Source organism: Caulobacter segnis, from assembly GCF_023935105.1.
Lineage (GTDB): Bacteria > Pseudomonadota > Alphaproteobacteria > Caulobacterales > Caulobacteraceae > Caulobacter > Caulobacter segnis_B.
This window is the reverse complement of record NZ_CP096040.1, coordinates 1302573-1328090: the sequence shown is the minus strand read 5'-3', so window position 1 is coordinate 1328090 and position 25518 is coordinate 1302573. Positions and strand designations below refer to the sequence as shown.

Here is a 25518-nt window from a genome sequence, read left to right as displayed (position 1 = left end):
GCGCCCCCTCCGTCATGGCGCGTATCCGCGCCGCGCCACCTCCCCCGTTTCACGGGTGAGGAGGAAGCTGCTCATCCTCCCCCGCGTGCGGGGGAGGTGGATCGATGCGAATACGCATCGAGACGGAGGGGGCGCTCCCTACCGCGCCAGCATCCCCGCCGCCTCGGCCGGGCTCTTCTTCCCCGTATCCCGATCCACCGCGTAGTTGGCCGCCTGCATCGCCTTGACGTCGATGCTCCCGCCCAGCGGCGTCAACGCGTCCAGCAGTCGCCGATCCCCCGCCCGCTTCGGCGAGATCAGGATCACCGCGTCGTAAGGCGGCAGCGCGCCCCTGGGATCGCCCAGCAGCACGAGGTCGTCGGCCGCGATCCGGCCGTCCGACGAGAAGGCCGAGATCACGTCGGCCTCGCCGCTCTCCAGAGCGCGGTACATGAAGGTCGGCTGGAATTGGCGCTTGGCCCTGAACCGCAGACCATAGGCCTCGACCACCGCCGCCCACTCGGGTCGCGAGAAGAACTCCAGGTCGCCGCCCATGGTCAGGTCCGGGGCCTTGGTCGCCAGATCAGCCAAGGTCTTGATGCCCAGCTGCTCGGCGCGGTCGCGGCGCATGGCCAGGGCGTAGGCGTTCTCGAAGCCCAGCGGGGCCAGCAGCACCACGCCATCGCGAGCCTTCAGCTCGGTCCGCAGGCCGTCTAGCACCGCCGCCCGTCCGGGGTTGTCCGTGCGGTTCAGGACGTTGGCCCACAGGGTGCCGGAATAGTCGACATAGGCGTCGATCTCGCCAGCCGCGAGGGCGCGATAGGCCACCGCCGAGCCGAGGTTCACGCGCCGCTGGACGCTCGCCCCCTCGGCCTCCAGCCTGCCCGCCATCAGTTCGGCCAGGATGTACTGCTCGGAGAAGTTCTTGGCCCCGATGACATAGGCGGGCCGCCCTTGCGATAGCGCCGCGCCGGCCAGGGCGCCAGCGCCGCCAGCAGACCGATCACGAGGCCCGCGCCGCCGGCCCACAGGCGCTTGGGCTCCCGCCGCGCCACGCCGCCCTCGATCAGGCCCAGCAGGCCGTCGACGACCAAAGCGAGGCCCGCCGAAGCCGCGCAGCCGACCAACACCGCCACCCAATCCTCGGTCTGCAGGCCGGAGAAGATGTAGTCGCCCAGCGAGGTCTGGCCGACGGGGGTCGAGAGGGTCGCCGCGCCGATCGTCCAGACGGCGGCGGTGCGCACGCCCGCCATGATCACCGGCGCGGCCAGGGGCAGCTCGACCCTCCACAGCCGCTGGCGGTCGGTCATGCCCACGCCCCGCGCGGCCTCGACCACCGCCGGGTCGACGCCCGAGACGCCCGCCGCCGCGTTCCGCAGGATCGGCAGCATCGAATAGAGGGTCAGGGCCAGCAGCGACGGCAGGAAGCCCAGCGCCGGAAAGCCATGGCCGAACACCTTCACGGCCACCCCGGAAAGCAGCAGTAGCACCGGATAGAACAGCGCCAGCAAGGCCAGGCTGGGAATGGTCTGAACCAGGCCCGCGCCGCCCAGGGCGATCCACTTCAGGCGCGGGCTGCGCGCGGCGGCGACGCCCAGTGGCAGGGCGATGGCCAGGCCCAGGGCTAGCGCCGAGGCCGACAGGGCCACGTGCCAGCCCAGGCGCTCGGGCAGGACGGCCAGGGCCGCGTGAAGACGGTCAGCCACGGGCCAGCTCCGCGAGACGTTCGGCCTGCTTGCGGGGCGCGGCGATCAGGTCGGCGACGACCGGGTCGGGATGGCCGGCCAGCAGGTCGCGCGGCGGGGCGTGGGCCAGCACCTCGCCATCGGCCATCACCACCACCTCGTCAGCCAGCAGCAGGGCCTCGCCGACGTCGTGGGTGACCATCACGGTGGTCAGGGAGAGGGTCTCGTGCAGGCGTCGGACGTCGTCGGCCAGGGCCACGCGGGTCACCGGATCCAGCGCCCCGAACGGCTCGTCCATCAGCAGGATCGAGGGCCTGGCCGCCAGGGCTCGCGCCACGCCCACCCGCTGGCGCTGGCCGCCCGACAGCTGCGCCGGCGACCGGCCGGCGACGTCGCGCGGCAGGGCCACCAGGTCCAGCAGCGCGTCGACCCGCGCGGCGATCTCGCCGGGCGGCCAGCCCAGCAGGTCCGGCGTGATCCCGATATTCTGGGCCACGCTCATGTGCGGAAAGAGCCCGATCTCCTGGAAGACATAGCCGATCCCGCGCCGCAGCTCCGGCCCCGGCCGCTCGGCGATGTCGGCCTCTTCGATCAGCACCCGGCCGGTCGTCGGCGTCGACAACCCGTTCATCAGCTTCAGCAGCGTGGTCTTGCCCGCGCCCGAGCCGCCGACCAGGGCGACGAAACGCCCCTTGGCGATCGCCAGCGAGGTCGGGGCCAGCACCGCCCGGCCACCGTATGTCTTGCTGACCTGGTCGAGGACGATGGCGCTCATCGGAACTCCGGACGGTGGGGAATCAGCCGCTCGCCGCCTCGGAGCCTTGCCCCAAAGTCCGGGTGCGACAAGGCGGCGCGCGACAGGTCGTCAGGTTCGCAACGGCCGAGTCAATCTCGACCATGGACGACAGGTTCAAGGAGCCCCTCATGTCCGTCGTCCCGCAAGCCCGTCCTTTCGACCCGCGCGTCCGCGCGCCGCGCCAATGGCCGCTGGGGTTCGCGGTGCTGCTGGCCGCCGTGCTGAACGCGATCGTCTGGGGCGGTCTGCTCACGGTCGCTCGGGCGTTCCTGCATGTGTGAGCTTAGCGTTTTTGCTTCTTCTCCCCCGAACGACTTGAAGGCCGCGTCCCCCGGACGCGGCTCTTTTTTCATGCGCTCAGCCCCGATGGGCGACGGCGCGGTCCAGCGCCGTCAGCACGTGCTCGGCTAGGCGGTCGGCGGCGGGGCCGGCCTCGCGGTTGCGGATCAGGGCGATCTCGCCGTCGGCCAAGGGCGGCGCCGCCTGGCCCAGGATCGTAAGGTCGTCGGGGACCATGGCGCGCGGCAGGACCGAGACGCCCAGCCCTGCCCGCAACGCCGCCAGCTGCCCCGCCACCGACGGGCTCGTATAGGCGATGCGCCAAGCGCGGCCGGCCTCGTCCAGGGCGGTCGTGGCGCGGCGGCGATAGACGCAGGGCGATGGCGCGGCGATCAGCGAAACGACCTTGCCGGACGCCAAGTCCTCGCTGTCCTGTCCGACCCAGACCAACGGCTCGCGCCAGACCCGCACGCCCAGCTCGCCACCCAGGGGCTCTCGCTTGACCAGGGCCAGGTCCAGGTCGCCGGCGCTCATCCTGTCGAGCAGCCGGAGGGTCAGGTCGCAGGTGACGGACAGGGCGATGCGCGGGTGGCTGCGGGCGAAGGCGCCCAGTACCGCCGGCAGGTGGGCGGTGGCGAAGTCCTCCGGCGCGCCGAGCCGCACCTCGCCCTCGACCTCGTCGGCCGCCAGGGCCGCGACGATGTCGTCATTGACTCGCAGCAGCCGCCGCGCCTGGGCCAGGAACACCTCGCCCTTGTCCGTCAGGCTGACGCGGCGGGCGTCACGTTGGAACAGCGGCTCGCCGATCAGGTCCTCCAGCCGCCGAACCTGCAGGCTGACCGCCGACTGGGACCGGCCCAGCCGCTCGCCCGCGCGGGTGAAGTTGCGGCTTTCGCTGACCATCACGAAGGCGCGGAGCAGGTCCAGGTCGAGATTCGTCGTGTTCGGCACAGGTCGAACTATTACATATGCTCATGATAACGATGCAATGGATTACCTTATCGAATTGAGAAAGCTTGGCTAGAGCACCGCCGCGCCTCGACCGGGGGCGTCGCAAGGAGCTCTCTCAGATGGATTTGGCCCAGGGTCTGGCGCAGGCCGCCGGCAATCTCACCCAGCCGGCGGTGCTGTTCTTCGTGCTCGGCGCGGGAGCCGCACTAGCCGGTTCGCCGCTGCGACTGCCCAAGGGGGCCATGAGCTTCCTGTCGATGTACCTGATGCTGTGCATCGGGTTCAAAGGCGGCGCCGAGGCGCGCGCCCACGGCCTGGACCCGACCTTCGTCAGCGCCGCCGTCGCTGGCCTGGCCCTGGCCCTGCTGCTGCCCGTGGCGGCATATGCCGCTATGCGGCGGGCGGGCCTGACCAGCCTGAACAGCGCGGCCTTCGCGGCGCACTATGGCTCGGTCTCGGTGGTCACCTTCGCCGCCGCCCAGAGCTATTTGAGCTCGATCGGCCATCAGCCGGCCGGCTACATGTCGGCGGTGCTGGCGCTGATGGAGACGCCCGGGGTGCTGGTCGCCGTCACCCTGGCCAAGCTGATGTCGCCGAACGAGGCGCGCTCGGCCTCCGCCGGCAAGCTGCTGCATGAGGCGCTGTTGAACCCCGCCGCGGTCGTGCTGCTGGGCAGCTTCGCGGTCGGCCTCGCGGCCAACGCGCCCAACGCGGCGAAGCTGAGCGTCTTCGTCGGGCCGATGTTCCAGGGCGTCCTGTGCCTGTTCCTGCTGGAGCTGGGCGTGACGGCGGCCGAGCGGCTGCGGGCCTGGCGCGAAGTGCGGCCGGCGGTCGTGGCGATGGGCGTGATCATGCCCCTGGCCGGCGCGGCCCTGGCGCTGGGCCTGGGCTGGCTGCTCGGCCTGCGCGGCGGGGAACTGGCGGTGCTGACGGCCCTGGCCGGATCGGCGTCCTATATCGCCGCACCCGCCGCGATCCGCCTGACCCTGCCCAAGGCGGACGCCGGCCTGTGCCTGACGTTGTCGCTGGGGGTGACCTTCCCGTTCAACATCCTGTTGGGCATCCCGCTCTACGCCCAACTGGCTCTAGCCTTGAGCCGCTAGAATCTGTCGGGTTTAGACCTAGAGCGCGTTCGAGCGATTGGCCGCTCACCCTTAAACCGAACGCGCTCTAGATCGGCATCCGCATGATTTCCTGATAGGCCGAGATCACCTGGTCGCGCACGGCCATCACCGTTTCCAGGCTGGCCTCGGCCGAGCTGATGGCGGTGACGACGTCGACCAATTCGGCCTTGCCGGCCACCTGGTCGGCGATCTTGTGCTCGGCGACCTTGGAGGCCTTGGTCGCGCCCTCCATGGCCGACTTCAGCATGTCGCCGAAATCCATGCCCTTGGGCTTGTCGGCCCCGCCGATCGAGCCGATCGACCCGACGGACATCGCGCCTTGCGAGGCGTAGGCCTTGGCGGCGGCGAGCGCGGTGATCATGGCCTAGCCTCTACTTCTTCAGGATGTCGAGCGTGCGGGCTTCCATGGCCCGCGCGGTCTCGATGACGTTGAGGTTGGCTTCGTAGGCGCGCTGCGCCTCCTTCATGTCCAGCGCCTCGACCAGCGTGTTGACGTTGGGCAGCTTGACGTAGCCCTTGGCGTCGGCGGCCGGGTTGCCGGGATCGTACTCGGTCTTGAAGTCGCTCTCGTCAGGGCTGACGCGGAACATCTGCACGCCCTCGGCGCCCTGGACGTTGGCCGGCCGGAACACCGGGACCTGGCGGCGATAGGGATCGCCGCCGGCGGTGCGCGCGGTCGAGTTGGCGTTGGCCAGGTTTTCCGCGATGACCCGCATGCGGCCTTGCTGGGCGCGAAGGGCCGAGGAGGCCACGGCCATGGTCGCCAGCGATTGGGACTTGATCTCGGGCATCGCCTAAATCCTCAACCGTTCGGCTTGCGCGCGGCCTGGCGCAGCATGTTCATGGACTTCTGGTAGAAGCTGATCGCCGCGTCGTAGTTCATCCGTGCGTCGGTCATCTTGAGCATCTGGTCCTCGAGCGAGACCGCGTTGCCGTCGAGGGTGACTTCCGAGTCGGCGCCCGAGGTCTCGCGCCAGGCGCTGGGAGCCTTGGCCGGCGCCAGGTGGGACGCCGAGGTCGCGATCATCTGGACGCCGGTGGTCGGGGCGCTGGTCCCCCCGCGATACGCCGCGCCCGAACTCTGGTTCATCAGCGAGGCCTGGAAGCTGAACGGCTTCAGGTCGTGGGGCTTGTAGTCGGCGGTGTCGGCGTTGGCCACGTTCTGGGCGACAAGCTTCTGGCGCTCGGTCAGATAGCCGAGGCGGCTCTTGAGCATGCCGAAAAGGGGAATGTCGTCGGGTCCCATGGCGATCATGGTGAAGAAACAGGGTTAATTCGACATTAAGAACCCTCAGGCACACCAGGGCTAGCGGGGGCGTTCGCCTGCGCCAAGTTGTCTCGCCACCCCTCTTCCGGGCGCCCATGGACCCCATCGAATTCATTCGCGCCCTGGCGGCGCTGGCGGTCACCCTGGGCCTGATCGGCCTGGCCGCCTGGGCGCTGCGCAAGTTCGGCCCCGACGCCGTGGGCCGCATGATCGCCGCCCGCCAGGACCGCCGGCTGAAGGTCGTCGAGAGCCTGGCTCTGGACCCCACCCGCCGCCTCGTCGTCGTCAGCCTGGACGGTGAGGAGCGCCTGGTGCTGCTGGGCGACGGCAAGCTGCTGGACTGGACCCCGAAGGGTGAGCCCGCCCCTACCGTTCCCGCGCCGGAGCCCGTGGCCTGATGATCCGCGACCTGATCAAGTCCGTGACGGGCGCCAAGCCGGAGGATCTCCGCCGCGCCGCGATCATCTCGGTTCTGGCGGCCATCGCCTGCGCGGTCATGCCCGCCGCGGCGATGGCCCAATCGGCGGTGAACATCAACCTGGGCACCGGCGCGGGCCTGACCGACCGCGTCGTTCAGCTGGTCGCCCTGATGACCGTGCTGTCGCTGGCGCCCTCGATCGTGATCATGACCACCTCGTTCGTGCGGATCGTGGTGGTGCTGGGCCTGCTGCGCACCGCCATCGGCATCCAGTCCAGTCCGCCCAACCCGGTGATCATCAGCCTGGCCCTTTTCCTGACCGCCATCGTCATGGGCCCCACCTTCGAGCGCTCGTACGACGCCGGCATCAAGCCGCTGCTGGATCACCAGATGGAACTGCCCGAGGCCTTCGACCAGGCCAGCGGGCCGGTGAAGCAGTTCATGCTGCGTCAGGTCGATCGTGACGACCTGGCCTTGTTCGTGCGCCTGTCCAAGACACCCCAGACCCAGAACGCCCAGGCCCTGCCGATGAAGGTCGTCACCCCGGCTTTCATGATCTCGGAACTGAAGCGCGCCTTCGAGATCGGCTTCCTGCTGTTCATCCCGTTCCTGGTCATCGACCTGGTCGTGGCCAGCGTGTTGATGAGCATGGGCATGATGATGCTGCCGCCGGCGACCATCAGTCTTCCGTTCAAGCTTATTTTCTTTGTGCTAGTGGACGGCTGGCGACTCGTCGCGGGCAGCCTCGTCGAGAGCTTCCAGCGCGGCGGCGGCGGATAACGACCTCTAGAAGACCCAAAGAAGACCTACGGCCATGACTGTTTTCGTTCTCGGCTCGATCAACCTGGACGCCGTGGCGCGGGTCGACGACCTGCCGCGCCCGGGCGAGACCGTGGCCGGCCTGTCCCTGGAGCTGTTCCTGGGCGGCAAGGGCGCCAACCAGGCCGTGGCCGCCGCGCGCATGGGCGCGGCCACCCGCCTGATGGGCGCGGTCGGCGCCGACGACAGCGGCAAGAACCTGAAGGCCAAGCTGGCCGGCTACGGCGTTCAGGTGGCCGACGTCATGGAGCTTTCCGGCGTGCCGACCGGCCAGGCCCACGTCTGGGTGGCCAACAACGCCGAGAACATGATCGTCGTCACCTCCGGCGCCAACGCCATGGTCACGCCCCAGCAGGTGGCCTCGACCCCACTGGAAGGCCAGCGCGTATTGCTGTGCCAGCTGGAGACCCCGGCCACGGCGATCGAGACCCTGTTCCGGACCGGCGCGGCCAAGGGCGCGCTGCGGGTGCTGAACGCCGCCCCAGCCCTGCCCCAGGGCGCGGCGCTGTTTCCGCTGACCGACATCCTGATCGTCAACCAGACGGAATTGGCGAGCTACGCCAAGCTGGACCGCGAGCCGGTGCGGCTGGAAGAGGTCTCGGTCGCCGCCCGCAAGCTGATGAGTCGCCCGGACCAGACGATCATCGTCACCCTGGGCGTGGCCGGCGTCGCCGCCGTGCGCCGCGACGAGGCGTTCCTGGTCGAGGGCAAGAAGGTCAAGGCGATCGACACCGTCGGGGCCGGCGACTGCTTCTGCGGCGGTCTGGCCGCGGCCCTGGCCGCCGGCATGGACCTGCGCGAGGCGGTCGAACTGGCCAACGCCGCCGCCGCCCTCTCGGTCCAGAAGGCCGGCGCCGCGCCGTCGATGCCGTCCCGCCGCGAGGTCGAGGCGTTTCTCGAGGGTTAGCCTTCGGGATCGCGCTTCAGGTTCTTGCCGACCACCGCCACGATGATCAGCAGGAAGGCGGCCAGGCGGATCAGGTAGATGCCGCCGCGATCCTCCTGCGCTATGCGCAGCACGACCGGCAGGGCTTGGTTCACCGCCATCAGGGCGAACGCCGCCGAGAAGGCCAGGAACAGGCCGTCGCGCGTCCGCCCCCAGAACCGCAGGAAGAACGCCGCCAGCACCAGGAAGCCGGCGGACAGCGCTCCGGCGACCAGCCCCTCCTGCCCGGTCATTGATCAACCTCCCAGATGAAGGCGTAGATCAGCACGCCGATCGCCGCCATCAGCGCGACCTGGCGCGGCCACCACAGCTGGACCTGGGTCGGCAGCAGCACCAGGTCGACGACCAGCAGCAGGTTGTTCACGGCCAGGAAGCCGAATGAAACCGCGGTCCAGAGCAGGAGGCGCGTCCGCGCCGCCAGCCAGGCCCGGGTCAGCAGGCCCGCGCATAGCAGGCTGGCCACCAGGCAGAGTCCATAGACGACGGCGGGCGTCATTTGTCGCCTCCCTTGGGCGGCTTCTGGGACCTGGACTTGCCGGAGAACTTGAAGGCGTCGGCCAGCGACTGCAGCTTTTCGGCCGGCGCGGAGATCCAGCGGATCACGGTCACCGGACGAACGCGATAGGTCTCCTCCAGCTCGTCGCACAGCGCGGCCAGGGCCGGCGCGGCGGGGCGATAGCGGAAGCCGTCGCGATCGTCGGGGACCACCAGGCCCGCGTTCATCAAGGCCGCCAGATTGTCGTCGACCAGGGCGTGGCTGGCGCGCATGGCCTCGACCAGCTCGGCGGCCGACCAGCACCGCTCGGGATCGCCCTTCAGCTTCAACAGCAGTTCCAGCGCCCACACCGACCGGATGTGTTCGCGGATGAAGATCAGAACGTCAGGATCCTTGGTCACGCCGTTTCGACAAGCTGCCCCCTCGCAAGCGCGCGACCTTAAGCGCGTTCGCCCGCTGGGCAAGCTTGACCATTGGGGTTTTTCGCGGCGCTCAGGCCGCGCGGATGCCGGAGGCGCTTTCCGCCTGGGCGCCGACCACGGCGTCGTAGCCCAGGATCATGTCGACGTCCTTGCCGTTGGTGGCCAGCGGCAGGCGCAGCCACAGGATCGACATGTGCGGGGCGCCGCGCCAGGCGAGGTTGTGGACGCCGACGCCCGGACGGCGCTCGTCGACTACCTTGTCCAACTCCTTGCGCCAGTACTCGCTGGCGGCGGTGTTGTAGACGTCGTCCAGCCTGCGGCCGGTGATCTCGCGGCCGTAGACGCCGTAGAGACCGGTGCCGGCCAGGCGCAGGCGATAGTCGCGCGGTTCGCTGACGACGTCGATCAAGCTGACCGTCGGCAGCAGCCGCTTCATGCTCGAAGGATGCAGATCGACGCGCGCGGGGAGGCTCGCCCCCCGACGGAGGGACGCCCAGTAGGCGAACATCTCCTGATGAGCGCGGGCCGCCGTAGCGGATGCGCTCAATTGCGCGGACATCTTCAGAGTCCTCAACAAGCCCTTGGAATCACTTCGATTCACTATCGCTTAAGGAACGAATCGGCGGCAAGCGAAAAACATGTCGCGCGACGAGATTCCCTGTGGGAGTCAACCACCAACGGAAACGCCCGCCGTCCGGGTTCGGACGACGGGCGCTGCGATGCTTTCGGCCGCTTACGGCCAAGCTTTTGTTCCGACTCGACTATTTCGCCTTGCGGGCCGGTTTGCGGCCGCCCTGGCCCAGGCCCATCTGCTTGGCCAGGTTCGAACGCGCCTCGGCGTAGTTCGGCGCGACCATCGGGTAATCCTTGGGCAGACCCCACTTGGCGCGGTATTCCTCGGGGGTCATGTCGTACTTCGTGCGCAGGTGGCGCTTCAGCGACTTGAACTTGCGACCGTCCTCGAGACAGACCAGGAAGTCGGGCGTGATCGACTTCTTGACCGGGACCGCGGGCTCCTTGGGGGCCGGGGCCGGCTCGCTGGCCGGCGCGCCGACGGTGGCCAGCGCGGCGTGAACTTGCTTGATCAAGGCCGGCAGGTCGGTGGTGGCGACCACGTTGTTGCCGACATAGGCGGAGACAATGCCCGCCGTCATCTCGATCAGATCGGATTGGTCTTCCATAAGGCCTCGCCCGTAAGCCAAATCTTTTTGTTGATGCGGCTGATTCACTGCTCAGTCGAACGCTGCATACAAAGATTGCTTGCGCCGGGCAATACGGACCTCTCAAGAGATTACACGTAATAATCTAGTGTTCACTGATTGGGATGAAGACCCGAGACCGGGAGTAAGGGAGGTTGAGTTCCTAAGCGAGCACAAGCAGCCGCGCGAGAAACCAGCGATATCCCATATTTAAGGCACGCGTGACGAAAGTGCGTCCGCCGCCGCCCGTGAAACGCGCTTTAGACTTGCCGGCCCGGGCCACAAAAGCGCGCCAAGGTTGGACGCGCGCGATCAACAGCGCCCGATCATGCTCTAAATGTTTGAAGATAGGGCCTGTTTATCAGGTTTTAGCGATCGAGATCGCGGGACAATGTCATCATCCCCGCGCGTCGCGGGGCCGAATATTCGCCAACAGCGGCCTCCTCGCCCTCGCGGATGGCCTTCAACAGGGCCGGGGTCAGGGCCGAGGTCAGCGACCAGTCCCAGTAGCGCAGCACGGTTTGGGCGCGATCCACGGCGACCATGTCGTAGATGATCATCACCCGTTCCAGCGCATGGTCGAGTTCGCCGCTGCGGTCGACCTCCTGCCGGTCCAGGCCACGCCACAGCTGACGCACGCAGCCGCGCGGCAGGCCCGCGGCCTTGCACAGCACCGCCAGGGGCTCACCGCCCGGATCGGTGAAGATCTTGGCGCCGGTCATCGGCTGCAGCCCCGCCAGGTACAGGATCTCCTCGGCGATCTCGCGGGTGAGGCCGTTCGCGCCGGCGGCGATGGCCTCCTCCAGGCTGCCGAACGGGCTCTTGTCGATGGCCGCGTGGTTGCGCTGGTGGCGATCGATGAACCGCAGGGCCTTGCGCGACAGCGGATCCTCCGCCCCCTCGGCCGAGACGGGATCGAAGACGTCGTCGACCGCCTCCCGCAGGATCTCGCGCGACACCGCGAAGCGCTGGAGGATGATCTTGCGCACCTCGGCGTCGGCCCACCAGAACATCACATAGGCATGGCTGGGACGCAGCTCCGCCCGGCGCAGCAGCAACGGGATCAGATAGGACGCGTCGCGAGTGGCCGCGACGATGCTCTCCACGCCCTGGTGGCTGAGCCTGACCAGGTCGTTGCGCAACAGGGTCTCGATCACCGGCGGCTCGCCCATGTCGACCAGGGCGTCGGCCACCACCTCGCTGACCCCGCGCCGCTGGGCGATCAGGCGGCGATGCTCGGTCGAGGCGTTGTAGAGGCAGCTGATCAGGTCGGCGTCCGTCAGCCGCTCGGCCTCGACCAGCAGGGCCCGCGCCACCGGCAGCTCGTCACGCAGCAACAGCCGGACCAGTACGCCCGGGATCTCGTTCAGCACGGCCAGGCGACCAGCGACCTTCTCGCGTTCGGCCACGCTGGCGTCGCGCAGCATCTCGACCAGCAGGTCGGCGGTCATCGCGCGCTCGAAGGCGTTGATCTGGTTGGTCGGCAGGCAGACCACGTCTGCCAGCCGCTTCAGCAAGGTCAGGCGCGAACGCGGCGGGGCCTTGGGCGCCTCCGGCTCCACGAGCGACGATGTCCGCGCGGCTGAGTTCATCGGCTCGACATAGAGCAGACCGCGCTTAACGGCTGGTGAGGACGGGCGCGACGAAACGCGCCCGCGATGCCCCCGCCTAGCGGAATTCCGGCTCCCGCCACTCCGGCCAGATGTCGGGCAGGTCGGTCGACACCCGGTTCGGATAGACGGGCGCGCGCTTCTCCAGGAACGAGGTCACGCCCTCCTTGGCGTCGCCCGAGGCGCCGCGCGACTGGATGGCGCGGCTGTCGGCCATGTGGGCCTCCATCGGATGGCTGGCCCCAGCCATGCGCCACAGCAGCTGGCGGGTGATCGCCACCGAAACCGGCGCGGTGTTGTCGGCGATCTCGCGCGCCAGGGCCCGGGCTGCGGGCAACAGGTCGTCGGGCGCGTGCAGCGAGCGCACCAGCCCCTTCTCCAGCGCTTCGGACGCCGGGAAGACGCGGCCGGTGTAGCACCACTCCAGCGCCGTCTGCAGGCCGACCAGGCGCGGCAGGAACCAGCTGGACGCGGCCTCGGGATTGATCCCCCGGCGGGCGAAGACGAAGCCGAACTTGGCCTCGGTCGAGGCCAGGCGGATGTCCATCGGCAGCTGCATGGTCACGCCCACGCCCACCGCCGCGCCGTTGATCGCGCCGATGATCGGTTTCAGGCTGTCGTACATCCGCAGGGTCACGCGGCCGCCGCCGTCGCGATAGACGTCACCGACCTTGCCCTCCTCGCGCTCGATCGCCTGGGGCGAGCTGCGGTCGAAGGTCGCCCCGCCGCCGCCCAGGTCGGCCCCAGCGCAGAACGCCCGGCCCGCGCCTGTGATGATCACCGCCTTCACCGCGTCGTCGGCGTCGGTGACGTCGAACACCTCGAGCAGGTCCTTCATCATCCGGGCGGTGAAGGCGTTCATCCGGTCGGGACGGTTCAGGGTGATCGTCGCGATCCCGTCCTCGACGTCGTACAGCAGGGCCTCGAAGGTCGGTTGCGACATGGGTGTTCCTCCTCGTTTGGAGCAATCCAAACACGTGTATGAATTGAGGGCAACGCCTTAGCGCCCCCTCCGCCGCGGCGCGTATTCGCGCCGCGCCACCTCCCCCGTTTCACGGGTGAGGAAAAGACGCGCCTATCCTCCCTCGCCTGCGGGAGAGGTGGCCCGGAGAGCTGGAGGGGGCGCTCAGCCGCCCCGCTTCACGCCCAGCTTGCTGATCGCGTGCACGAAGTTGTTCGGGGCGATCTCGATGTTTCCCGTCCACGTCAGGTCGGGGAACCGCGCCAGGATCTGGCGATAGGCCTCCTCCAGCTGGATCTGGGCCACGCGCTTGCCGATGCAGGTGTGGGGGCCGTAGCCGAAGGCGATGTGCTTGTTCGCGTTGGCGCGGGTGACGTCCAGCTGGTCGGGTTCGGGGAACATGGCCGGATCGCGGTTGGCCGCGCCGTAGTACATGATCGCCTTCTCGCCCTCGCGGATCAGCTGGCCGTTGATCTCGACGTCACGGGTCGCCGTGCGGCGCATGTAGATCACCGGGCTGACCATGCGGATGAACTCGTCGACCGCGCCGCCCAGCAGGGACGGATCGTCGACCAGCCGCTGCTTCTGGTCGGGGAACTCGGTCAGCAGCTTCATCGCCCCCGACAGGGTGTTGCGGGTGGTGTCGTTGCCGGCGAACACGATCAGCAGCCACGAGCCGTCCAGGTACTCGTCGGCCAGCAGCGCCCCGTCGACCTGGGCGCGGGCGATGGCCGTCATCAGGTCCTCCTTCGGGTCCTCGCGGCGCTTCTTCAGCATCGCGCGGCCGTAGTCGAACATCTCCTCGACGCCGTTGTTAAAGTCCTGGACGAACTGCATCAGCTCCAGGGTCGGGGCGACCGGGGCGGCGGCGTTCTGCACCGCCAAGTCCTGGGCGCGCTCCAGATAGTGCATCCACTTCAGGAACTTGGGCCGGTCCTCGGGCGGCACGCCCAGGATCTCGCACAGGGTGAACAGCGGCAGGTGCGAGCTGAAATGCTCGACCATGTCGATTTCGGCGCCGTCCTTCAGAAGCGGCTCCATCGCGTCCAGCAGCCGCGTTACCTCGGCCCGCACCCGCTCGGTCAGGCCACGCAGATAGGCGGGCGTGAAATAGGGCATGTGTTCGCGGCGCAGCTGCAGGTGATGCGGGGCGTCGAGGTTGATCATGGTGTCCATGGACGCCCGGAACAGCAGGGCGTGGCGCTTCTCGGGCGAGCCCATCGCCATCAGGATGCCACCGCGCTGGGACGAGAAGGTCTCCGGATCGCCGTTGACGCGTTGAACGTCCTCGTAGCGGGTCAGGGCCCAGAAGCCGGGCCCGTCGAACGGCTCGGGATGCCACATCACCGGCGCCTCGGCTCGCATCCGCGCGAAGTCGGCCCAGGGCTGCCCCTTGGTGAAGCGGAAGATGTCGGCCAGGTCGACGCCGCTCAAGGTCGGATAGGTTGGCGGCGCGCCCGGGCCGGCGAGGCCATCCACCACCGTCTGGCTGATCAAGTCCATGAGCGCACTCCCTTTTTAACACCGTTCTTTAGGCCGACGATATCCTGGAAACGCGTCGGACCAACGGCGCCGCGACGGCAACTTGCGCGATCGCTAAACCTGGGCGCATGCTCTCAACTGAACACTGATCATGCGGAGACACGCGCGACGGTGAAGGGAGAGAGACGATGACCGGGATCATCGAGGCCGACTACGTCATCGTGGGCGCGGGCTCGGCCGGCTGCGTGCTGGCGGCCAGGCTGTCCGAGGGCGGCAAGTTCAAGGTCGTGCTGCTGGAGGCCGGCGGCGACGACCGCCCGACCAAGAACCTCGGCCAGTTCGCCTCGAACCTGATGATCCACATCCCGGTCGGCTACTCGTCGACCCTGAAGGATCCCAAGGTCAACTGGCTGTACCAGACCGAGCCCGACCCCGGCACGGGCGGCCGCACCCACGTCTGGCCGCGCGGCAAGGTGCTGGGCGGCTCGTCCTCGATCAACGGCCTGCTCTACATCCGCGGCCAGCACGCCGACTATGACGGCTGGCGACAGCTGGGCTGCGAGGGCTGGGGCTGGGACGACGTCGCCCCCTATTTCCGCCGCGCCGAACACCAGGAGCGCGGCGGCTGCGACTGGCACGCCACGGGCGGTCCGCTGAACGTCTCGGACGTCACGACCAAGCACCCCGTCTCGGACGCGGTGATCGAGGCCTGCGAGCAGGCCGGCATTCCGCGCAACGACGACGTCAACGGTTCGTCGCAGGAAGGCGCGACCTACTACCAGCTGACGGTCAAGAACGGGCAACGCTGCTCGGCGGCGGTGGCCTATCTGCACCCGGCCATGACCCGCCCGAACCTGAAGGTCGAGACCAACGCCCTGGCCGGCCGCGTCCTGTTCGAGGGCCGCCGCGCCACCGGCGTCGAATTCACCCAGAACGGCGTCAAGCGCGTGGCCATGGCCCGCGCCGAGGTGATCCTCGCGGGCGGCGCGATCAACTCGCCGCAACTGCTGCAGCTGTCGGGCGTGGGGCCGGCCGAGCTCCTGATCCGCAACGGCGTTCCCGTGATCGCCGACCTGCCCGGCGTCGGCGAAAACCTGCAGGACCACTACGTGATGAGCGTGCGCTATCGGCTGAAGGCCGGCGTCGTCTCGGTCAACGAGCAGTCCAAGGGCGGCCGCCTGGCCGGCGAGGCGCTGCGCTACCTGTTCCAGCGCAAGGGCCTCCTGACCCTGTCGGCCGCGCACATCGCCGCGTTCTGCAAGTCGCGCCCCGATCTGGTCGGCCCCGACATCCAGTTTCACATCCTGCCCGCGACCATGGACCTGGATAAGCTGGTCAACGAGCAGAAGATGGAGCTGGAGGACCTGCCGGGCCTGACGATCGCCCCCTGCCAGTTGCGTCCCGAGAGCCGCGGCCACATCCGCATCAAGTCGGCCGATCCGGCGGAGTATCCCAGCATCTTCGCCAACTATCTGGCCGACCCGCTGGACCAGGAAGTCGCCGTCGCCGGCCTGAAATGGGCCCGCAAGATCGGCGAGGCCCCGGCCCTCTCACCCTATGTCGACAGCGAGATCAATCCGGGCGGCGAGTTCCGCACCGACAGCCAGCTTCTGGACTACGCTCGCCTGTCGGGCTCGACCATCTATCACCCGGTCGGCACCTGCCAGATGGGCCACGGCCCCATGGCCGTCGTGGACGCTCAGCTCCGCGTGCGCGGCCTGGACGGCCTGCGCGTCGTCGACGCCTCGGTGATGCCGCGCCTGGTCTCCGGCAACACCAACGCCCCCACCATCATGATCGCCGAGAAGGCCAGCGACATGATCCGCGAAGCCGCCCGCGCGCCCGTCGCCGCTTAAGCCAAAGAGGTATCGAGATGCACCCCTACCTCCACGCCCAGGCCCAAGGCGACAAGCCGGCCTACGTCATGGCCGGCTCCGGCGAGGTCGTGACCTACGCCCAGCTAGACGCGCGCTCGAACCAAGGCGCGCACCTGTTCCGGTCGCTGGGCCTGAAGCCCGGCGACGTCATCGCCATCCTGATGGAGAACAACGCCCGCTTCTTCGAGGTCGCCTGGGCGGCCCAGCGCGCGGGCCTCTATTTCGTCTGCGTCTCGACCAAACTGACGGCGGGCGAGGCCGAGTACATCCTCAAGGACTGCGGGGCCAAGGTGTTCATCACCTCCACCGCCATGGGCCCACTGATCGACGAGATCGCCCGGCTGGTCCCGAACCTGACCCTGTTCGCCGCCGGCGGTCCGCACGGGGCCTATGCCGACCTCGGCGCGGCCTTCGCCGGCCAGCCGCCCACGCCTGTCGCCGACGAGACCGCCGGCTCGGACATGCTCTATTCATCGGGCACCACCGGCCGCCCCAAGGGCGTCAAGCCGGCCCTGAGCGGCGGTCCGATCGACGCGCCCAACGCCCTGCAGATGATGGCCCAGGGGCTGTTCGGCTTCTCGGGCGACAGCGTCTACATCTCGCCCGCCCCGCTCTATCACGCCGCCCCGCTGCGCTGGTGCATGACCGTCCACAAGCTGGGCGGCACGGTGATCGTGATGGAGAAGTTCGATCCCGAGGCCGCCCTGGACCTGATCGAGAAGCACAAGGTCAACTGCGGCCAGTTCGTCCCGACCCACTTCGTGCGCATGCTGAAACTGCCCGAGGAGACCCGCGCCAAGTACGACGTCTCGTCGATGAAGTCGGCGGTCCACGCGGCTGCTCCCTGCCCCGTGCCGGTCAAGGAACAGATGATCGGCTGGTGGGGGCCGGTGATCTACGAGTACTACGCCGGCACCGAGGGCAACGGGTTCTGCTGGATCAATTCCGACAACTGGCTGGCCCACAAAGGCAGCGTCGGCCAGGCGGTGCTGGGCGAGCTGCGCATCTGCGACGAGAATGGCGACCCGCTGCCGCCGCGCACCGAAGGTACGGTCTACTTCGCCAACGGCCCGGCGGTGAACTACCACAACGCCCCCGACAAGACCGCCGAGAGCTACAACAGACACGGCTGGACGACCCTGGGCGACGTCGGCTGGGCCGACGAAGACGGCTATCTGTACCTGACCGACCGCAAGAGCTTCATGATCATCTCGGGCGGGGTGAACATCTATCCGCAGGAGATCGAGAACCTCCTGATCACCCACCCCAAGGTCGCCGACGCCGCCGTGGTCGGCGCGCCGTGCGAGGAGATGGGCGAGCAGGTGGTGGCGGTCATCCAGCCGATGGACCAGACGAGCGATCAGGCCGCCCTCGCCGCCGAACTGATGGCCTTCGCCCGCGCCAACCTCAGCCACGTCAAGTCGCCGCGGCGGATCGACTTCATGGCCGAGTTGCCCCGCCACCCGACCGGCAAGCTCTACAAGCGGCTGATCCGCGACGCCTACTGGGGCAAGGGCGAGAGCCGGATCGTGTAGTTTCACCTTTTTGTTGATTTTCAACAGAGTTGCCACCACAAATTCAAAAGTGGTGGCAACGGTGATGTCGTGACCCTTCAACGCCTTCCCCTGGCGATCCATACGAACGTCGCCGAGTTGCTGGATCAGCTCCGTGCAGCCGGCATCGCTGAGTTTGGCGAGGGCGCGAGCTTCCTGCGCCGCGAGCGCAAGGGGCGCTTTTATTGGTATGCCCGCTCGCGCCAAACCCAAGGCGAGCGCCCAGAGCGCTATCTGGGTCTCGAAACCCCCGAACTGCTCGACACCATTCAGCGCGCCAAGTCCGTAAAGAGCGCCGCCGAAGGTCGTCGCTTGCTGGTTCGCGCGCTGCGCGCCGCAGGTCTGCACGCGCCCGACGAGCGTACGGGTCGCATCCTGAACGTCTTGGCGCACGCGGGCGTGTTCCGCCTGCGCGCGGCCGTGGTCGGCACGGTCGCTTTCCAGACCTATGGCGCGGCCCTTGGCTTCATCTTGCCCGCCCAGGCGGCTCGAACCGGCAATCTCGACATCGCCCAGGACTATGGGATCTCGATGGCGATCGATGATGGGCTGGACCGATCATTCCTCGACGTCCTGCGCGCGGCCGATCAGGCCTTCTCCCCCGTACCCAAGCTGGATCCCAGCAAAAGCGCGACCTATCGCACGCCGGACGGTTATGCGGTCGACGTCCTGACCACCAGCCGCCACGCCGGCGATGAGGAGACGTCGCGGTTGGAAGCCTTGAAAACGGACGCCACGCCGCTGCGGTTCATGGACTTCCTGCTGCGTGAGACGGTCGAGGCCGCCGTCCTGCACGGCGATGGCGTGCTGGTGCGCGTCCCCGCACCGGCTCGCTATGCGGTCCACAAGCTGATCATCTCCCGCAAGCGCAGCCAGGCCAATCCCAAGCGCCGTAAGGATCTCGAACAGGCTCAGGCTCTGATCCAAGCGCTGGCCCAGGACGATCCCTTCGCCCTGCGCGACGCCTATGCCGAGGCCCGTGACCGGGGCGAGGCCTGGCGGGAACTGCTGGATCAGGCGGTGAGCCTGCTGCCCGAGCAAGCCCGCGCGGCGCTGGAAAGCTTACGGCGCGTCGCCTATCTGCCCGCCATGACCAAGATCCTGTTCGCCACCGCCGAAGGCCCGCCGCTGGACGCCGCCACAACCAACGACCTGCTGGGCGAGGCCTGGGGCGCTGAGGCCGACCTCGTCGTCGTGCCGGTCGAGCGGCTGGCCGACGGCTTCCTGGATCTGTCGAGCCGCATCGCCGGCGAGGTGATCCAGAAGTTCACCAACTACCGCATGCGCCTGGCCTTCGTCGGCGACATCACCGCCCGCACGAAAGCCAGCCGCAGCCTGCGCGACTTCGTGTTCGAGTCCAACAAGGGGCGCCAGGTGTGGTTCGTGAACGATCGCGCCGCCCTGGACGCGCGACTGGCCGCCGAGGGCTGACAAGCGGGGCCGTGCCACTCTAACTAGACCGCATGCTCGCCGCCCTGCTCGACCGCCTGCCCCGGTTCTCGCTTCCAAAGACCGCCACCGCGCCGTTCTGCCCCTCGGAGGTGCGGGGCGCGGTCACGGTTCCCGACGGCCTGCCGACCTGGAAGCGGATGCTGCGGGTGGCGGGGCCGGGCCTGCTGGTCAGCGTCGGCTACATGGACCCCGGCAACTGGGCGACCGACATCGAGGCCGGCTCGCGCTACGGAACCAGCCTGCTGTTCGTGGTGGTGCTGTCCAGCCTGGCGGCCATCGTGCTGCAAACCCTGTCGATGCGGCTGGGACTGGTCACCGGCAAGGACCTGGCGCGGATGTCGCGCGAGCGGTTCGGACCGAAGACGGTCAAGGTCCAATGGCTGCTGGCCGAGTTGGCCATCATCGCCTGCGACATCGCTGAGGTGCTGGGCAGCGCCCTGGCCTTCAAGCTGCTGCTGGGCATACCGCTGTGGGCCGGCGTGCTGTTGACCGCGCTGGACACGGTCATCGTGCTGGGCCTGAAGGGCAAGGGCTTCCGACAGCTGGAAGCGATCATCCTCGGTTTGATCTCGACGGTCGGGATCTGTTTCCTGGTCCAGCTGATCCTGGCCCCGCCGAACGCCGGCGACGTGGCGCGCGGCCTGGTCCCGTCGCTGTCGGCGCTGCAGCAGGGCAACGCCCTCTACCTGGCGATCGGCATACTGGGCGCGACAATCATGCCGCATAACCTCTATCTGCACTCGGCGATCGTGCAGACGCGAGTCACGCCGGCCGACGAGCCGGGCAAGCGCGCCGCCATCCGTCTGTCGACCGTCGACACGGTGGTGTCGCTGCTGCTGGCCCTACTGATCAACGCCGCCATCCTGATCCTGGCGGCCTCGGCCTTTCACGGAACGGGCCTGACGCAGGTGGCCGGCATCGAGGAGGCGCACCAGCTGCTGGCGCCGGTCACCGGTGGCGTGCTGGCGGGGGTGCTGTTCGCCATCGCCCTGTTCGCCTCGGGCCAGAGCTCGACCTTCACCGGCACCATCGCCGGTCAGGTGATCCTGGAGGGGTTCCTGAACCTCAAGATCCCCTGCTGGCAACGGCGGCTGATCACCCGGGGCCTGGCCATCGTCCCGGCCTTGATCGGCGTTCTGACCCTGGGCGAGCACTCGGTCGGCAAGCTGCTGGTCCTGACCCAGGTGGTGCTATCGGCCCAGCTGCCGTTCGCCATCTGGCCGCTGCTGCGCTTCACCGACGACAAGGCGCTGATGGGCGCGTTCGCCAACGGCTGGCTCACCAAGATCGTGGCCTGGTTCCTGTTCGTGGTGATCTCGGCGGCCAATGTCTGGCTGGTGGTCTCGACCTTCTCCGGTTGACCCGCGCGGCGCGGGCTGGTCTCTATCCAAACAATCGTTTGGGAGAGAAAAGTCATGAAGGAAGTCGCCTACGCCGACGTCGCCAGCCTGGTCGGCCAGGAGATCGGGGTGTCGGACTGGGTCGAGGTCACCCAGGAGCGCGTGAACCTGTTCGCCGAGGCCACCGGCGACCACCAGTGGATCCATGTCGACGTCGAACGCGCCACCAAGGAGATCGGCGGCCCGATCGCCCACGGCTATCTGACCCTGTCGCTGATCCCGATGCTGGGCGCCGACATCCTGCGCGTCACCGGCGTCACGCGCGGCATCAACTACGGCTGCGACAAGGTCCGCTTCACCGGCATGGTCCGGGTCGGCAAGCGCGTGCGCATGCGCCAGAAACTGCTTTCGGCCGAGCCCAAGTCGGGCGGCCTGCAGATGAAGAACGAATGCACCATCGAGATCGAGGGCGAAGAGCGCCCCGCCTGCGTGGCCGAGACGATCTCGGTGATCTACGGGGCTTAGCGTTCTCTTCCCACCTACATCGCCTTCCTCCCCCTTGTGGCGAGGACCCATTTGCCCGCCAGACACGGTATCGATTGGAGTTCTCCGCCATCGTGGCAGCGCTCCTCTGGAAATTTGAGAGGCGGAACGATGGGCCCTAGGCACAAGGCCTAGGGAGGCAGTGAGGTTTGGCATAAATCGAGGGATGGCCGTCATTTCGCGAGGCTTCCGCTCGCGCTACCCAGCCGCATGCTCGAGCTCCGCCCCAACTGCGAACTCTGCGACGTCGATCTGCCGCCGGACGCGCTGAACGTCCGCATCTGCAGCTACGAGTGCACCTACTGCGCCGCGTGCGCCGACGACGTCCTACATAACGTCTGCCCGACCTGCGGCGGCGGCCTGGCGCCGCGCCCGATCCGTCCGCGCCAAGCCTGGCGCCATCCGCATATTTCACTCGGCCTGGGCTTCCATCCCGCCAGCCAGACCCGCAAACACACCCGTTGGAGCCGGGACGAGATCGCCGCCATGACTGCGCGGCTGAAGGATGTCCCTCCCCAAGACCGTTAGGGAGAAGCGGCAGATGGCCAAGCAGCACGACTACACCAGCTTGATCGAATGGACCGGCGATCGCGGCGACGGCACGCGGACCTATCGCGGCTATGACCGCACCTGGACCATCGCCACGCTCGGCAAGCCGCCCGTGCCCTGCTCCAACGACCCGCTCTTGGGCGGCGACCCGAGCCTGCACAACCCGGAAGACCTGCTGCTGTCGTCGCTGAGCGCCTGCCACATGCTGTGGTACCTGCACCTGGCCAGCAACGCCCGGATCGTGGTGCGCGGCTATCGCGACCAGCCGATCGGCGTCGGCGAGAGCACGCCCGACGGCGCCGGGCGCTTCCTGCGCGCGACCCTGCGGCCGCTCATCCGGGTCGAGCGCGGCGCGGATCTCGCCAAGGCCGACGCCATCCACCGCGAGATCCATAAGGTCTGTTTCATCGCCCGCTCGGTGAACTTCCCCGTCGACTACGCGGCGACCTACGAGGAAGTGGACGCCTGACCCCAGGCGGGCGCATAGACATCTCCCTTCGCACAGGGAAGATCCATGACCTCCAAAGCCCGCGCCATTCTGCTGTCGCTCCTGCTGTGCGGCGTCGCCGCGCCCGTGCTGGCGCAAGTCTCTTCCAAGGCGCCGCCGCCGGTCCCCGCGATCCTGAAGACCGCCGAGGCGCGCGACATCCACTCCTACGCCCAGCCACTGGTCGCGCGGGTCACGCACATCGACCTGGACCTGACCGCCGATTTCACCGGCCACAAGATGACCGGCACGGCCGCGCTGGACATCGCCGCCGCGCCGGGCGCGAAGGACGTGGTGCTCGACACCAAGGGCCTGGTCATCCATGGCGTCACCGACGCCAAGGGTAAGGCGCTGCCGTGGAGCCTGGGCAAGGCCGATCCGATCCTGGGCGCGCCGCTGACGGTCACGCTCAACGGCAATCGCCGGATCGTGGTCAGCTACGACAGCGCCCCCGACGGCGCGGCCCTGCAGTGGCTGACGCCCGCCCAGACCGCCGGCAAGCAGAAGCCCTATCTGTTCAGCCAGGGCGAGGCGATCCTGAACCGCACCTGGATCCCCACCCAGGACAGCCCGGGCATCCGCCAGACCTGGACCGCCCGCATCGTCGCGCCCAAGGGACTGAAGGCGGTGATGAGCGCCAAGATGCTGACGCCGAACGGCGAGCCGCTGCCGGACGGCTCGCGCGCCTATCGCTTCAGCATGGACAAGCCGGTCGCCTCGTACCTGATCGCCATCGCGATCGGCGACCTGACCTTCACCCCGCTGGGCAAGCGGACCGGCGTCTATACCGAGCCGTCGGTGATGAAGAAGACGGCTTACGAGCTGGTCGACGTCGAGAAGATGGTCGCGGCGGCCGAGAGCCTCTACGGCCCCTACGCCTGGGGTCGCTACGACCTGCTGGTGCTGCCGCCGTCGTTCCCGTTCGGCGGCATGGAAAACCCGCGCCTGACCTTCGCCACCCCGACCATCATCGCCGGCGACCGCTCGCTGGTCAGCCTGGTGGCGCACGAGCTGGCCCACTCGTGGTCGGGCAATCTGGTCAACAACGCCACCTGGTCGGACTTCTGGCTGAACGAGGGCTTCACCGACTATTTCGAGAACCGGATCATGGAGAAGCTATACGGCAAGCCGCGCGCCGACATGCTGGCCGATCTGGGTTGGAGCGACCTGCAGGACGCCATCAAGGACGCCGGCGGCCCCACCGGCGCCGACACTCGCCTGCACCTGGACTTGACCGGCCGCGATCCCGACGACGGCATGACCGACATCGCCTACCAGAAGGGCGCGACCTTCCTTCGCACCATCGAAAAGGCCGTCGGCCGGCCGCGCTGGGACGCGTATCTCAAGAGCTATTTCGCCCGCCACGCCTTCCAGAGCCAAACCACCGCCGGCTTCGTCGCCGACCTGCGCCAGAACCTGATCAAGGGCGATCCCAAGCTGGAAGCCGCGATCGGCATCGACAAGTGGGTCTACGAGGTGGGGCTGCCGGACAACGCCGTGCACATCAAGTCGGCGGCCTTCCCCGCCGTGGACGCCCTGGCCGCCGCCTTCGCCCAGGGCGGGCCCGCGCCGCTGGCCAAATGGAACGCCTGGAGCACGCCCGAGCGCACCCGCTTCGTCGCCAGCCTGCCGCGCAAGCTGTCGGACGAGCGGCTGGCGACGCTGGACAAGGCCTTCGGCCTTTCCGCTCAAGGCAACAGCGAGATCCGCTTCGTGTGGCTGGAACTGGCCGTGGCCAACCGCTACCAGCCGGCCGTGCCGTCGCTAGAAACCTTCCTGACCGAACAGGGCCGCCGCAAGTTCGTCGCCCCGCTGTTCAAGGACCTGATGGCCCAGGGCGACTGGGGCCGGCCCATCGCCAAGGGGCTCTATGCGAAGACCCGACCGCTATACCACGCGGTGACGCGCCAGACGGTGGACGGGGTGGTGAAGTAGTCTTCCGATCCGTCTCCCCGGCGAAAGCCGGGGAGACGAATGAGCCAAGCCCAGACAACAAAAATGGCCGCCGGATCGCTCCGGCGGCCGTTTTCTTTAGTCATAGGCGGGCGTTCAGCGCTTGATGGCGTCGCCGATCTTGTCCTGGGCCTGGCCGACCTTGTTCTGGACGTCACCCTTGGCCTTCTGGACGGCGCCTTCGGCTTCGAGGCGTTCGTTGCCGGTGGCCTTGCCGACGGCTTGCTTGATAGCGCCCGCGCCCTTGTCGATGGCGCCTTCGACACGATTGGTGCTCATGGCTCGCTCCTGATGTTGGTGTTGAAGTCCCAACAAGAACGGGCTTCGCGCGCCTCTCGTTCCGAGAAAGTGGACCAGGAATCCGCTAGTGCGAGGCGCCCATCGCCATGGCCGAAACCGCCACGGCCGGCGTCGCGCCCGGCATCACCGGCTCGGGCTTGGCGGTCCGCGCCTGGGTGACCGGCGCGCCGGGAACCTGGTCCAGCATAGCCAGGGTCTCGCGGATGAACTTGGCGTGGGTGACGATGCCGATCTCCAGGCGCTCGCCCGACAGCTCGACCTGCTGAGTCAGCAGGCCGGCCACGAACTGGACCTCCTGGCTCTCGTTGGCGCCCGGCCGGCGGCGCGCGCCCTCGGCCATGAACACCGGTCCGCCCGAATTGCCGGGGAACACCGAGAAGTCCATCAGGAAGGTCGGGAAATTGGTCGCCGGGGCCAGCGGATACGAGGCCACGCGGCCCGAGCGCAGGATCGGGAAACCGGCCGGGTTCGCGGAGAGACCGCGCGGGAAGCCCAGCGCCATCATCTCGTCGCCGGGGCCCAGGTTGAACTTGTTGAAGGTGTCGTCCTTGGCCAGGTAGTTCAGCGGGATGGCCGCCTTGACGAACTCCGGCGGAGCCTCGACCACCATGGCCGCGACGTCGCGGGTCGGGTGCTTGACCCACAGCGGATGATCGCCGTCGCGGATCTTCAGGGTCTCGGGATCATAGCGCCAGACCGAGTCGCTGCCTTCGATGCGATAGCCGATCTTGGCCGACATCGACGGCATCTTCTCGAAGACGTGGGCGGCGGTCACCAGAATGGTGCGCGGCTTGCCGTCCGGGGTCGGATCGGAAATGAGGAAACCCGTGCCGACGGTCCGCGAACCGTCGCCCAGCGGCTGCTCAAGCTGAACCGTGGCCTTGATCAGGTCTACGGACAGATCCAACGGCATGACGCCCCCTTGTTACGCTTCGCTACTACTCGTCGCCCGACTACAAAGTGAATTTGACCACAGGAATCTCACACCGCAAGTTGTCGTTCTGACGCAGTTGCGCGTTGTGCAGGGTTA

At 68.2% G+C, this 25518-nt stretch carries 28 protein-coding genes and 4 pseudogenes; 15 read left to right on the top strand and 17 right to left on the bottom strand.

The annotated features are described in order from the left end of the window. Position 1 precedes the first annotated feature (1 nt). Positions 2 to 79, top strand: a pseudogene (locus tag MZV50_RS26690) (hypothetical protein); the annotation flags it as partial. 59 nt (positions 80 to 138) lie between these two features. Here the strand turns inward: MZV50_RS26690 and MZV50_RS06570 are convergent. From MZV50_RS06570 to MZV50_RS06560, 3 genes are read right to left on the bottom strand one after another with little or no spacing between them, the layout of a single operon-like run. After that, the gene (locus MZV50_RS06570; RefSeq protein WP_252635197.1) at positions 139 to 870 is read right to left on the bottom strand and encodes a glycine betaine ABC transporter substrate-binding protein; all 732 of its coding nucleotides are present in this window, start codon (positions 868 to 870) and stop codon (positions 139 to 141) included. Further along, entirely contained in the window at positions 870 to 1685 is an 816-nt protein-coding gene (locus MZV50_RS06565; protein ID WP_252633604.1) for an ABC transporter permease, read from the bottom strand. The genes MZV50_RS06570 and MZV50_RS06565 overlap by 1 nt, the downstream gene beginning before the upstream one ends. Further along, entirely contained in the window at positions 1678 to 2439 is a 762-nt protein-coding gene (locus MZV50_RS06560; RefSeq protein WP_252633603.1) for an ATP-binding cassette domain-containing protein, read from the bottom strand. Before MZV50_RS06560 ends, MZV50_RS06565 begins: the two co-directional genes overlap by 8 nt. Positions 2440 to 2588: 149 nt before the next feature. On the opposite strand from MZV50_RS06560, the gene MZV50_RS06555 reads away from it, so the two are divergent. Next, positions 2589 to 2741 (top strand): hypothetical protein, encoded by a 153-nt coding sequence (locus MZV50_RS06555; protein WP_252633602.1) that lies wholly within the window; start codon positions 2589 to 2591, stop codon positions 2739 to 2741. Positions 2742 to 2817: 76 nt separating this feature from the next. On the opposite strand, the gene MZV50_RS06550 is transcribed toward MZV50_RS06555, so the two are convergent. Beyond that, positions 2818 to 3690 (bottom strand): LysR substrate-binding domain-containing protein, encoded by an 873-nt coding sequence (locus MZV50_RS06550; protein ID WP_252633601.1) that lies wholly within the window; start codon positions 3688 to 3690, stop codon positions 2818 to 2820. A 119-nt stretch (positions 3691 to 3809) separates the two neighbouring features. Here MZV50_RS06550 and MZV50_RS06545 point away from each other — a divergent pair, with 119 nt between their 5' ends. After that, on the top strand, positions 3810 to 4793 hold the full coding sequence (locus MZV50_RS06545) for a sodium-dependent bicarbonate transport family permease (protein WP_252633600.1): 984 nt from the start codon (positions 3810 to 3812) through the stop codon (positions 4791 to 4793). A 67-nt stretch (positions 4794 to 4860) separates the two neighbouring features. Here the strand turns inward: MZV50_RS06545 and fliE are convergent, their stop codons facing one another. Genes fliE through flgB form a run of 3 tightly spaced genes read right to left on the bottom strand, consistent with a single transcriptional unit; the run spans position 4861 to position 6060 of the window. Further along, complete coding sequence (fliE, locus tag MZV50_RS06540) at positions 4861 to 5175, bottom strand: flagellar hook-basal body complex protein FliE (protein ID WP_252633599.1); 315 nt, start codon at positions 5173 to 5175, stop codon at positions 4861 to 4863. A 10-nt stretch (positions 5176 to 5185) separates the two neighbouring features. Next, positions 5186 to 5605, bottom strand: a complete 420-nt coding sequence (gene flgC / locus MZV50_RS06535) for a flagellar basal body rod protein FlgC (RefSeq protein ID WP_252633598.1) — start codon at positions 5603 to 5605, stop codon at positions 5186 to 5188. Between the two features lie 11 nt (positions 5606 to 5616). Next, positions 5617 to 6060, bottom strand: a complete 444-nt coding sequence (gene flgB / locus MZV50_RS06530) for a flagellar basal body rod protein FlgB (protein WP_252635196.1) — start codon at positions 6058 to 6060, stop codon at positions 5617 to 5619. 116 nt (positions 6061 to 6176) lie between these two features. Here flgB and MZV50_RS06525 point away from each other — a divergent pair, with 116 nt between their 5' ends. Genes MZV50_RS06525 through MZV50_RS06515 form a run of 3 tightly spaced genes read left to right on the top strand, consistent with a single transcriptional unit; the run spans position 6177 to position 8225 of the window. Then, the gene (locus tag MZV50_RS06525; protein WP_252633597.1) at positions 6177 to 6479 is read left to right on the top strand and encodes a FliO/MopB family protein; all 303 of its coding nucleotides are present in this window, start codon (positions 6177 to 6179) and stop codon (positions 6477 to 6479) included. Beyond that, entirely contained in the window at positions 6479 to 7279 is an 801-nt protein-coding gene (gene fliP / locus MZV50_RS06520) for a flagellar type III secretion system pore protein FliP (protein ID WP_252633596.1), read from the top strand. The genes MZV50_RS06525 and fliP overlap by 1 nt, the downstream gene beginning before the upstream one ends. A gap of 34 nt (positions 7280 to 7313) precedes the next feature. Further along, a complete protein-coding gene (locus tag MZV50_RS06515) occupies positions 7314 to 8225 on the top strand; it encodes a ribokinase (RefSeq protein WP_252633595.1) in 912 nt (303 codons plus the stop codon). Here MZV50_RS06515 and MZV50_RS06510 read toward each other — a convergent pair. The 8 genes from MZV50_RS06510 to MZV50_RS06475 all read right to left on the bottom strand — a co-directional run bounded on the left by MZV50_RS06510 (position 8222) and on the right by MZV50_RS06475 (position 14455). Next, positions 8222 to 8497: a DUF5985 family protein gene (locus tag MZV50_RS06510; RefSeq protein ID WP_252633594.1), complete on the bottom strand. Its 276-nt coding sequence runs from the start codon at positions 8495 to 8497 to the stop codon at positions 8222 to 8224. The two genes, MZV50_RS06515 and MZV50_RS06510, sit on opposite strands and share 4 nt — an antisense overlap. Beyond that, positions 8494 to 8760 carry a DUF5985 family protein gene (locus tag MZV50_RS06505; protein WP_252633593.1) on the bottom strand — a complete coding sequence of 89 codons (267 nt, stop codon included), beginning with the start codon at positions 8758 to 8760 and terminating at the stop codon, positions 8494 to 8496. Before MZV50_RS06505 ends, MZV50_RS06510 begins: the two co-directional genes overlap by 4 nt. Next, a complete protein-coding gene (locus MZV50_RS06500) occupies positions 8757 to 9161 on the bottom strand; it encodes a hypothetical protein (RefSeq protein ID WP_252633592.1) in 405 nt (134 codons plus the stop codon). Before MZV50_RS06500 ends, MZV50_RS06505 begins: the two co-directional genes overlap by 4 nt. Before the next feature lie 91 nt (positions 9162 to 9252). Next, positions 9253 to 9747: a motility/cell cycle regulatory protein MopJ gene (gene mopJ / locus MZV50_RS06495; RefSeq protein ID WP_252635195.1), complete on the bottom strand. Its 495-nt coding sequence runs from the start codon at positions 9745 to 9747 to the stop codon at positions 9253 to 9255. 196 nt (positions 9748 to 9943) lie between these two features. Next, positions 9944 to 10363: a MucR family transcriptional regulator gene (locus tag MZV50_RS06490; RefSeq protein ID WP_252633591.1), complete on the bottom strand. Its 420-nt coding sequence runs from the start codon at positions 10361 to 10363 to the stop codon at positions 9944 to 9946. A gap of 386 nt (positions 10364 to 10749) precedes the next feature. After that, entirely contained in the window at positions 10750 to 11973 is a 1224-nt protein-coding gene (locus MZV50_RS06485) for a DUF2336 domain-containing protein (protein ID WP_252633590.1), read from the bottom strand. A 76-nt stretch (positions 11974 to 12049) separates the two neighbouring features. After that, positions 12050 to 12934 (bottom strand): crotonase/enoyl-CoA hydratase family protein, encoded by an 885-nt coding sequence (locus MZV50_RS06480; protein WP_252633589.1) that lies wholly within the window; start codon positions 12932 to 12934, stop codon positions 12050 to 12052. A gap of 183 nt (positions 12935 to 13117) precedes the next feature. After that, positions 13118 to 14455 carry a cytochrome P450 gene (locus MZV50_RS06475; RefSeq protein WP_252633588.1) on the bottom strand — a complete coding sequence of 446 codons (1338 nt, stop codon included), beginning with the start codon at positions 14453 to 14455 and terminating at the stop codon, positions 13118 to 13120. Positions 14456 to 14622: 167 nt separating this feature from the next. On the opposite strand from MZV50_RS06475, the gene MZV50_RS06470 reads away from it, so the two are divergent. The 9 genes and pseudogenes from MZV50_RS06470 (at position 14623) to MZV50_RS06430 (ending at position 24170) form a co-directional block, all read left to right on the top strand. Further along, positions 14623 to 16290, top strand: a complete 1668-nt coding sequence (locus tag MZV50_RS06470; protein WP_252633587.1) for a GMC family oxidoreductase — start codon at positions 14623 to 14625, stop codon at positions 16288 to 16290. A 17-nt stretch (positions 16291 to 16307) separates the two neighbouring features. Continuing rightward, positions 16308 to 17846, top strand: coding sequence for an acyl-CoA synthetase (locus tag MZV50_RS06465; protein ID WP_252633586.1), 1539 nt, complete (start codon positions 16308 to 16310; stop codon positions 17844 to 17846). 69 nt (positions 17847 to 17915) lie between these two features. Beyond that, positions 17916 to 18923: pseudogene (locus tag MZV50_RS06460) on the top strand (nucleotidyltransferase family protein); the annotation flags it as partial. A gap of 30 nt (positions 18924 to 18953) precedes the next feature. Then, positions 18954 to 19295, top strand: coding sequence for a DUF4180 domain-containing protein (locus MZV50_RS06455; protein ID WP_252635194.1), 342 nt, complete (start codon positions 18954 to 18956; stop codon positions 19293 to 19295). 32 nt (positions 19296 to 19327) lie between these two features. After that, positions 19328 to 20677 (top strand): Nramp family divalent metal transporter, encoded by a 1350-nt coding sequence (locus tag MZV50_RS06450; RefSeq protein ID WP_252633585.1) that lies wholly within the window; start codon positions 19328 to 19330, stop codon positions 20675 to 20677. A gap of 54 nt (positions 20678 to 20731) precedes the next feature. Next, positions 20732 to 21181, top strand: coding sequence for a MaoC family dehydratase (locus MZV50_RS06445; RefSeq protein ID WP_252633584.1), 450 nt, complete (start codon positions 20732 to 20734; stop codon positions 21179 to 21181). 228 nt (positions 21182 to 21409) lie between these two features. Beyond that, a complete protein-coding gene (locus MZV50_RS06440; RefSeq protein WP_252633583.1) occupies positions 21410 to 21727 on the top strand; it encodes a DUF1272 domain-containing protein in 318 nt (105 codons plus the stop codon). Between the two features lie 13 nt (positions 21728 to 21740). Next, positions 21741 to 22217, top strand: coding sequence for an OsmC family protein (locus MZV50_RS06435; RefSeq protein ID WP_252633582.1), 477 nt, complete (start codon positions 21741 to 21743; stop codon positions 22215 to 22217). A 45-nt stretch (positions 22218 to 22262) separates the two neighbouring features. Next, entirely contained in the window at positions 22263 to 24170 is a 1908-nt protein-coding gene (locus tag MZV50_RS06430) for a M1 family metallopeptidase (protein ID WP_252633581.1), read from the top strand. A gap of 100 nt (positions 24171 to 24270) precedes the next feature. Here MZV50_RS06430 and MZV50_RS06425 read toward each other — a convergent pair. Both MZV50_RS06425 and MZV50_RS06420 read right to left on the bottom strand, forming a co-directional pair. Beyond that, positions 24271 to 24467: pseudogene (locus tag MZV50_RS06425) on the bottom strand (CsbD family protein). A gap of 85 nt (positions 24468 to 24552) precedes the next feature. Then, positions 24553 to 25513, bottom strand: a pseudogene (locus MZV50_RS06420) (trypsin-like serine peptidase). Positions 25514 to 25518: the final 5 nt, after the last annotated feature.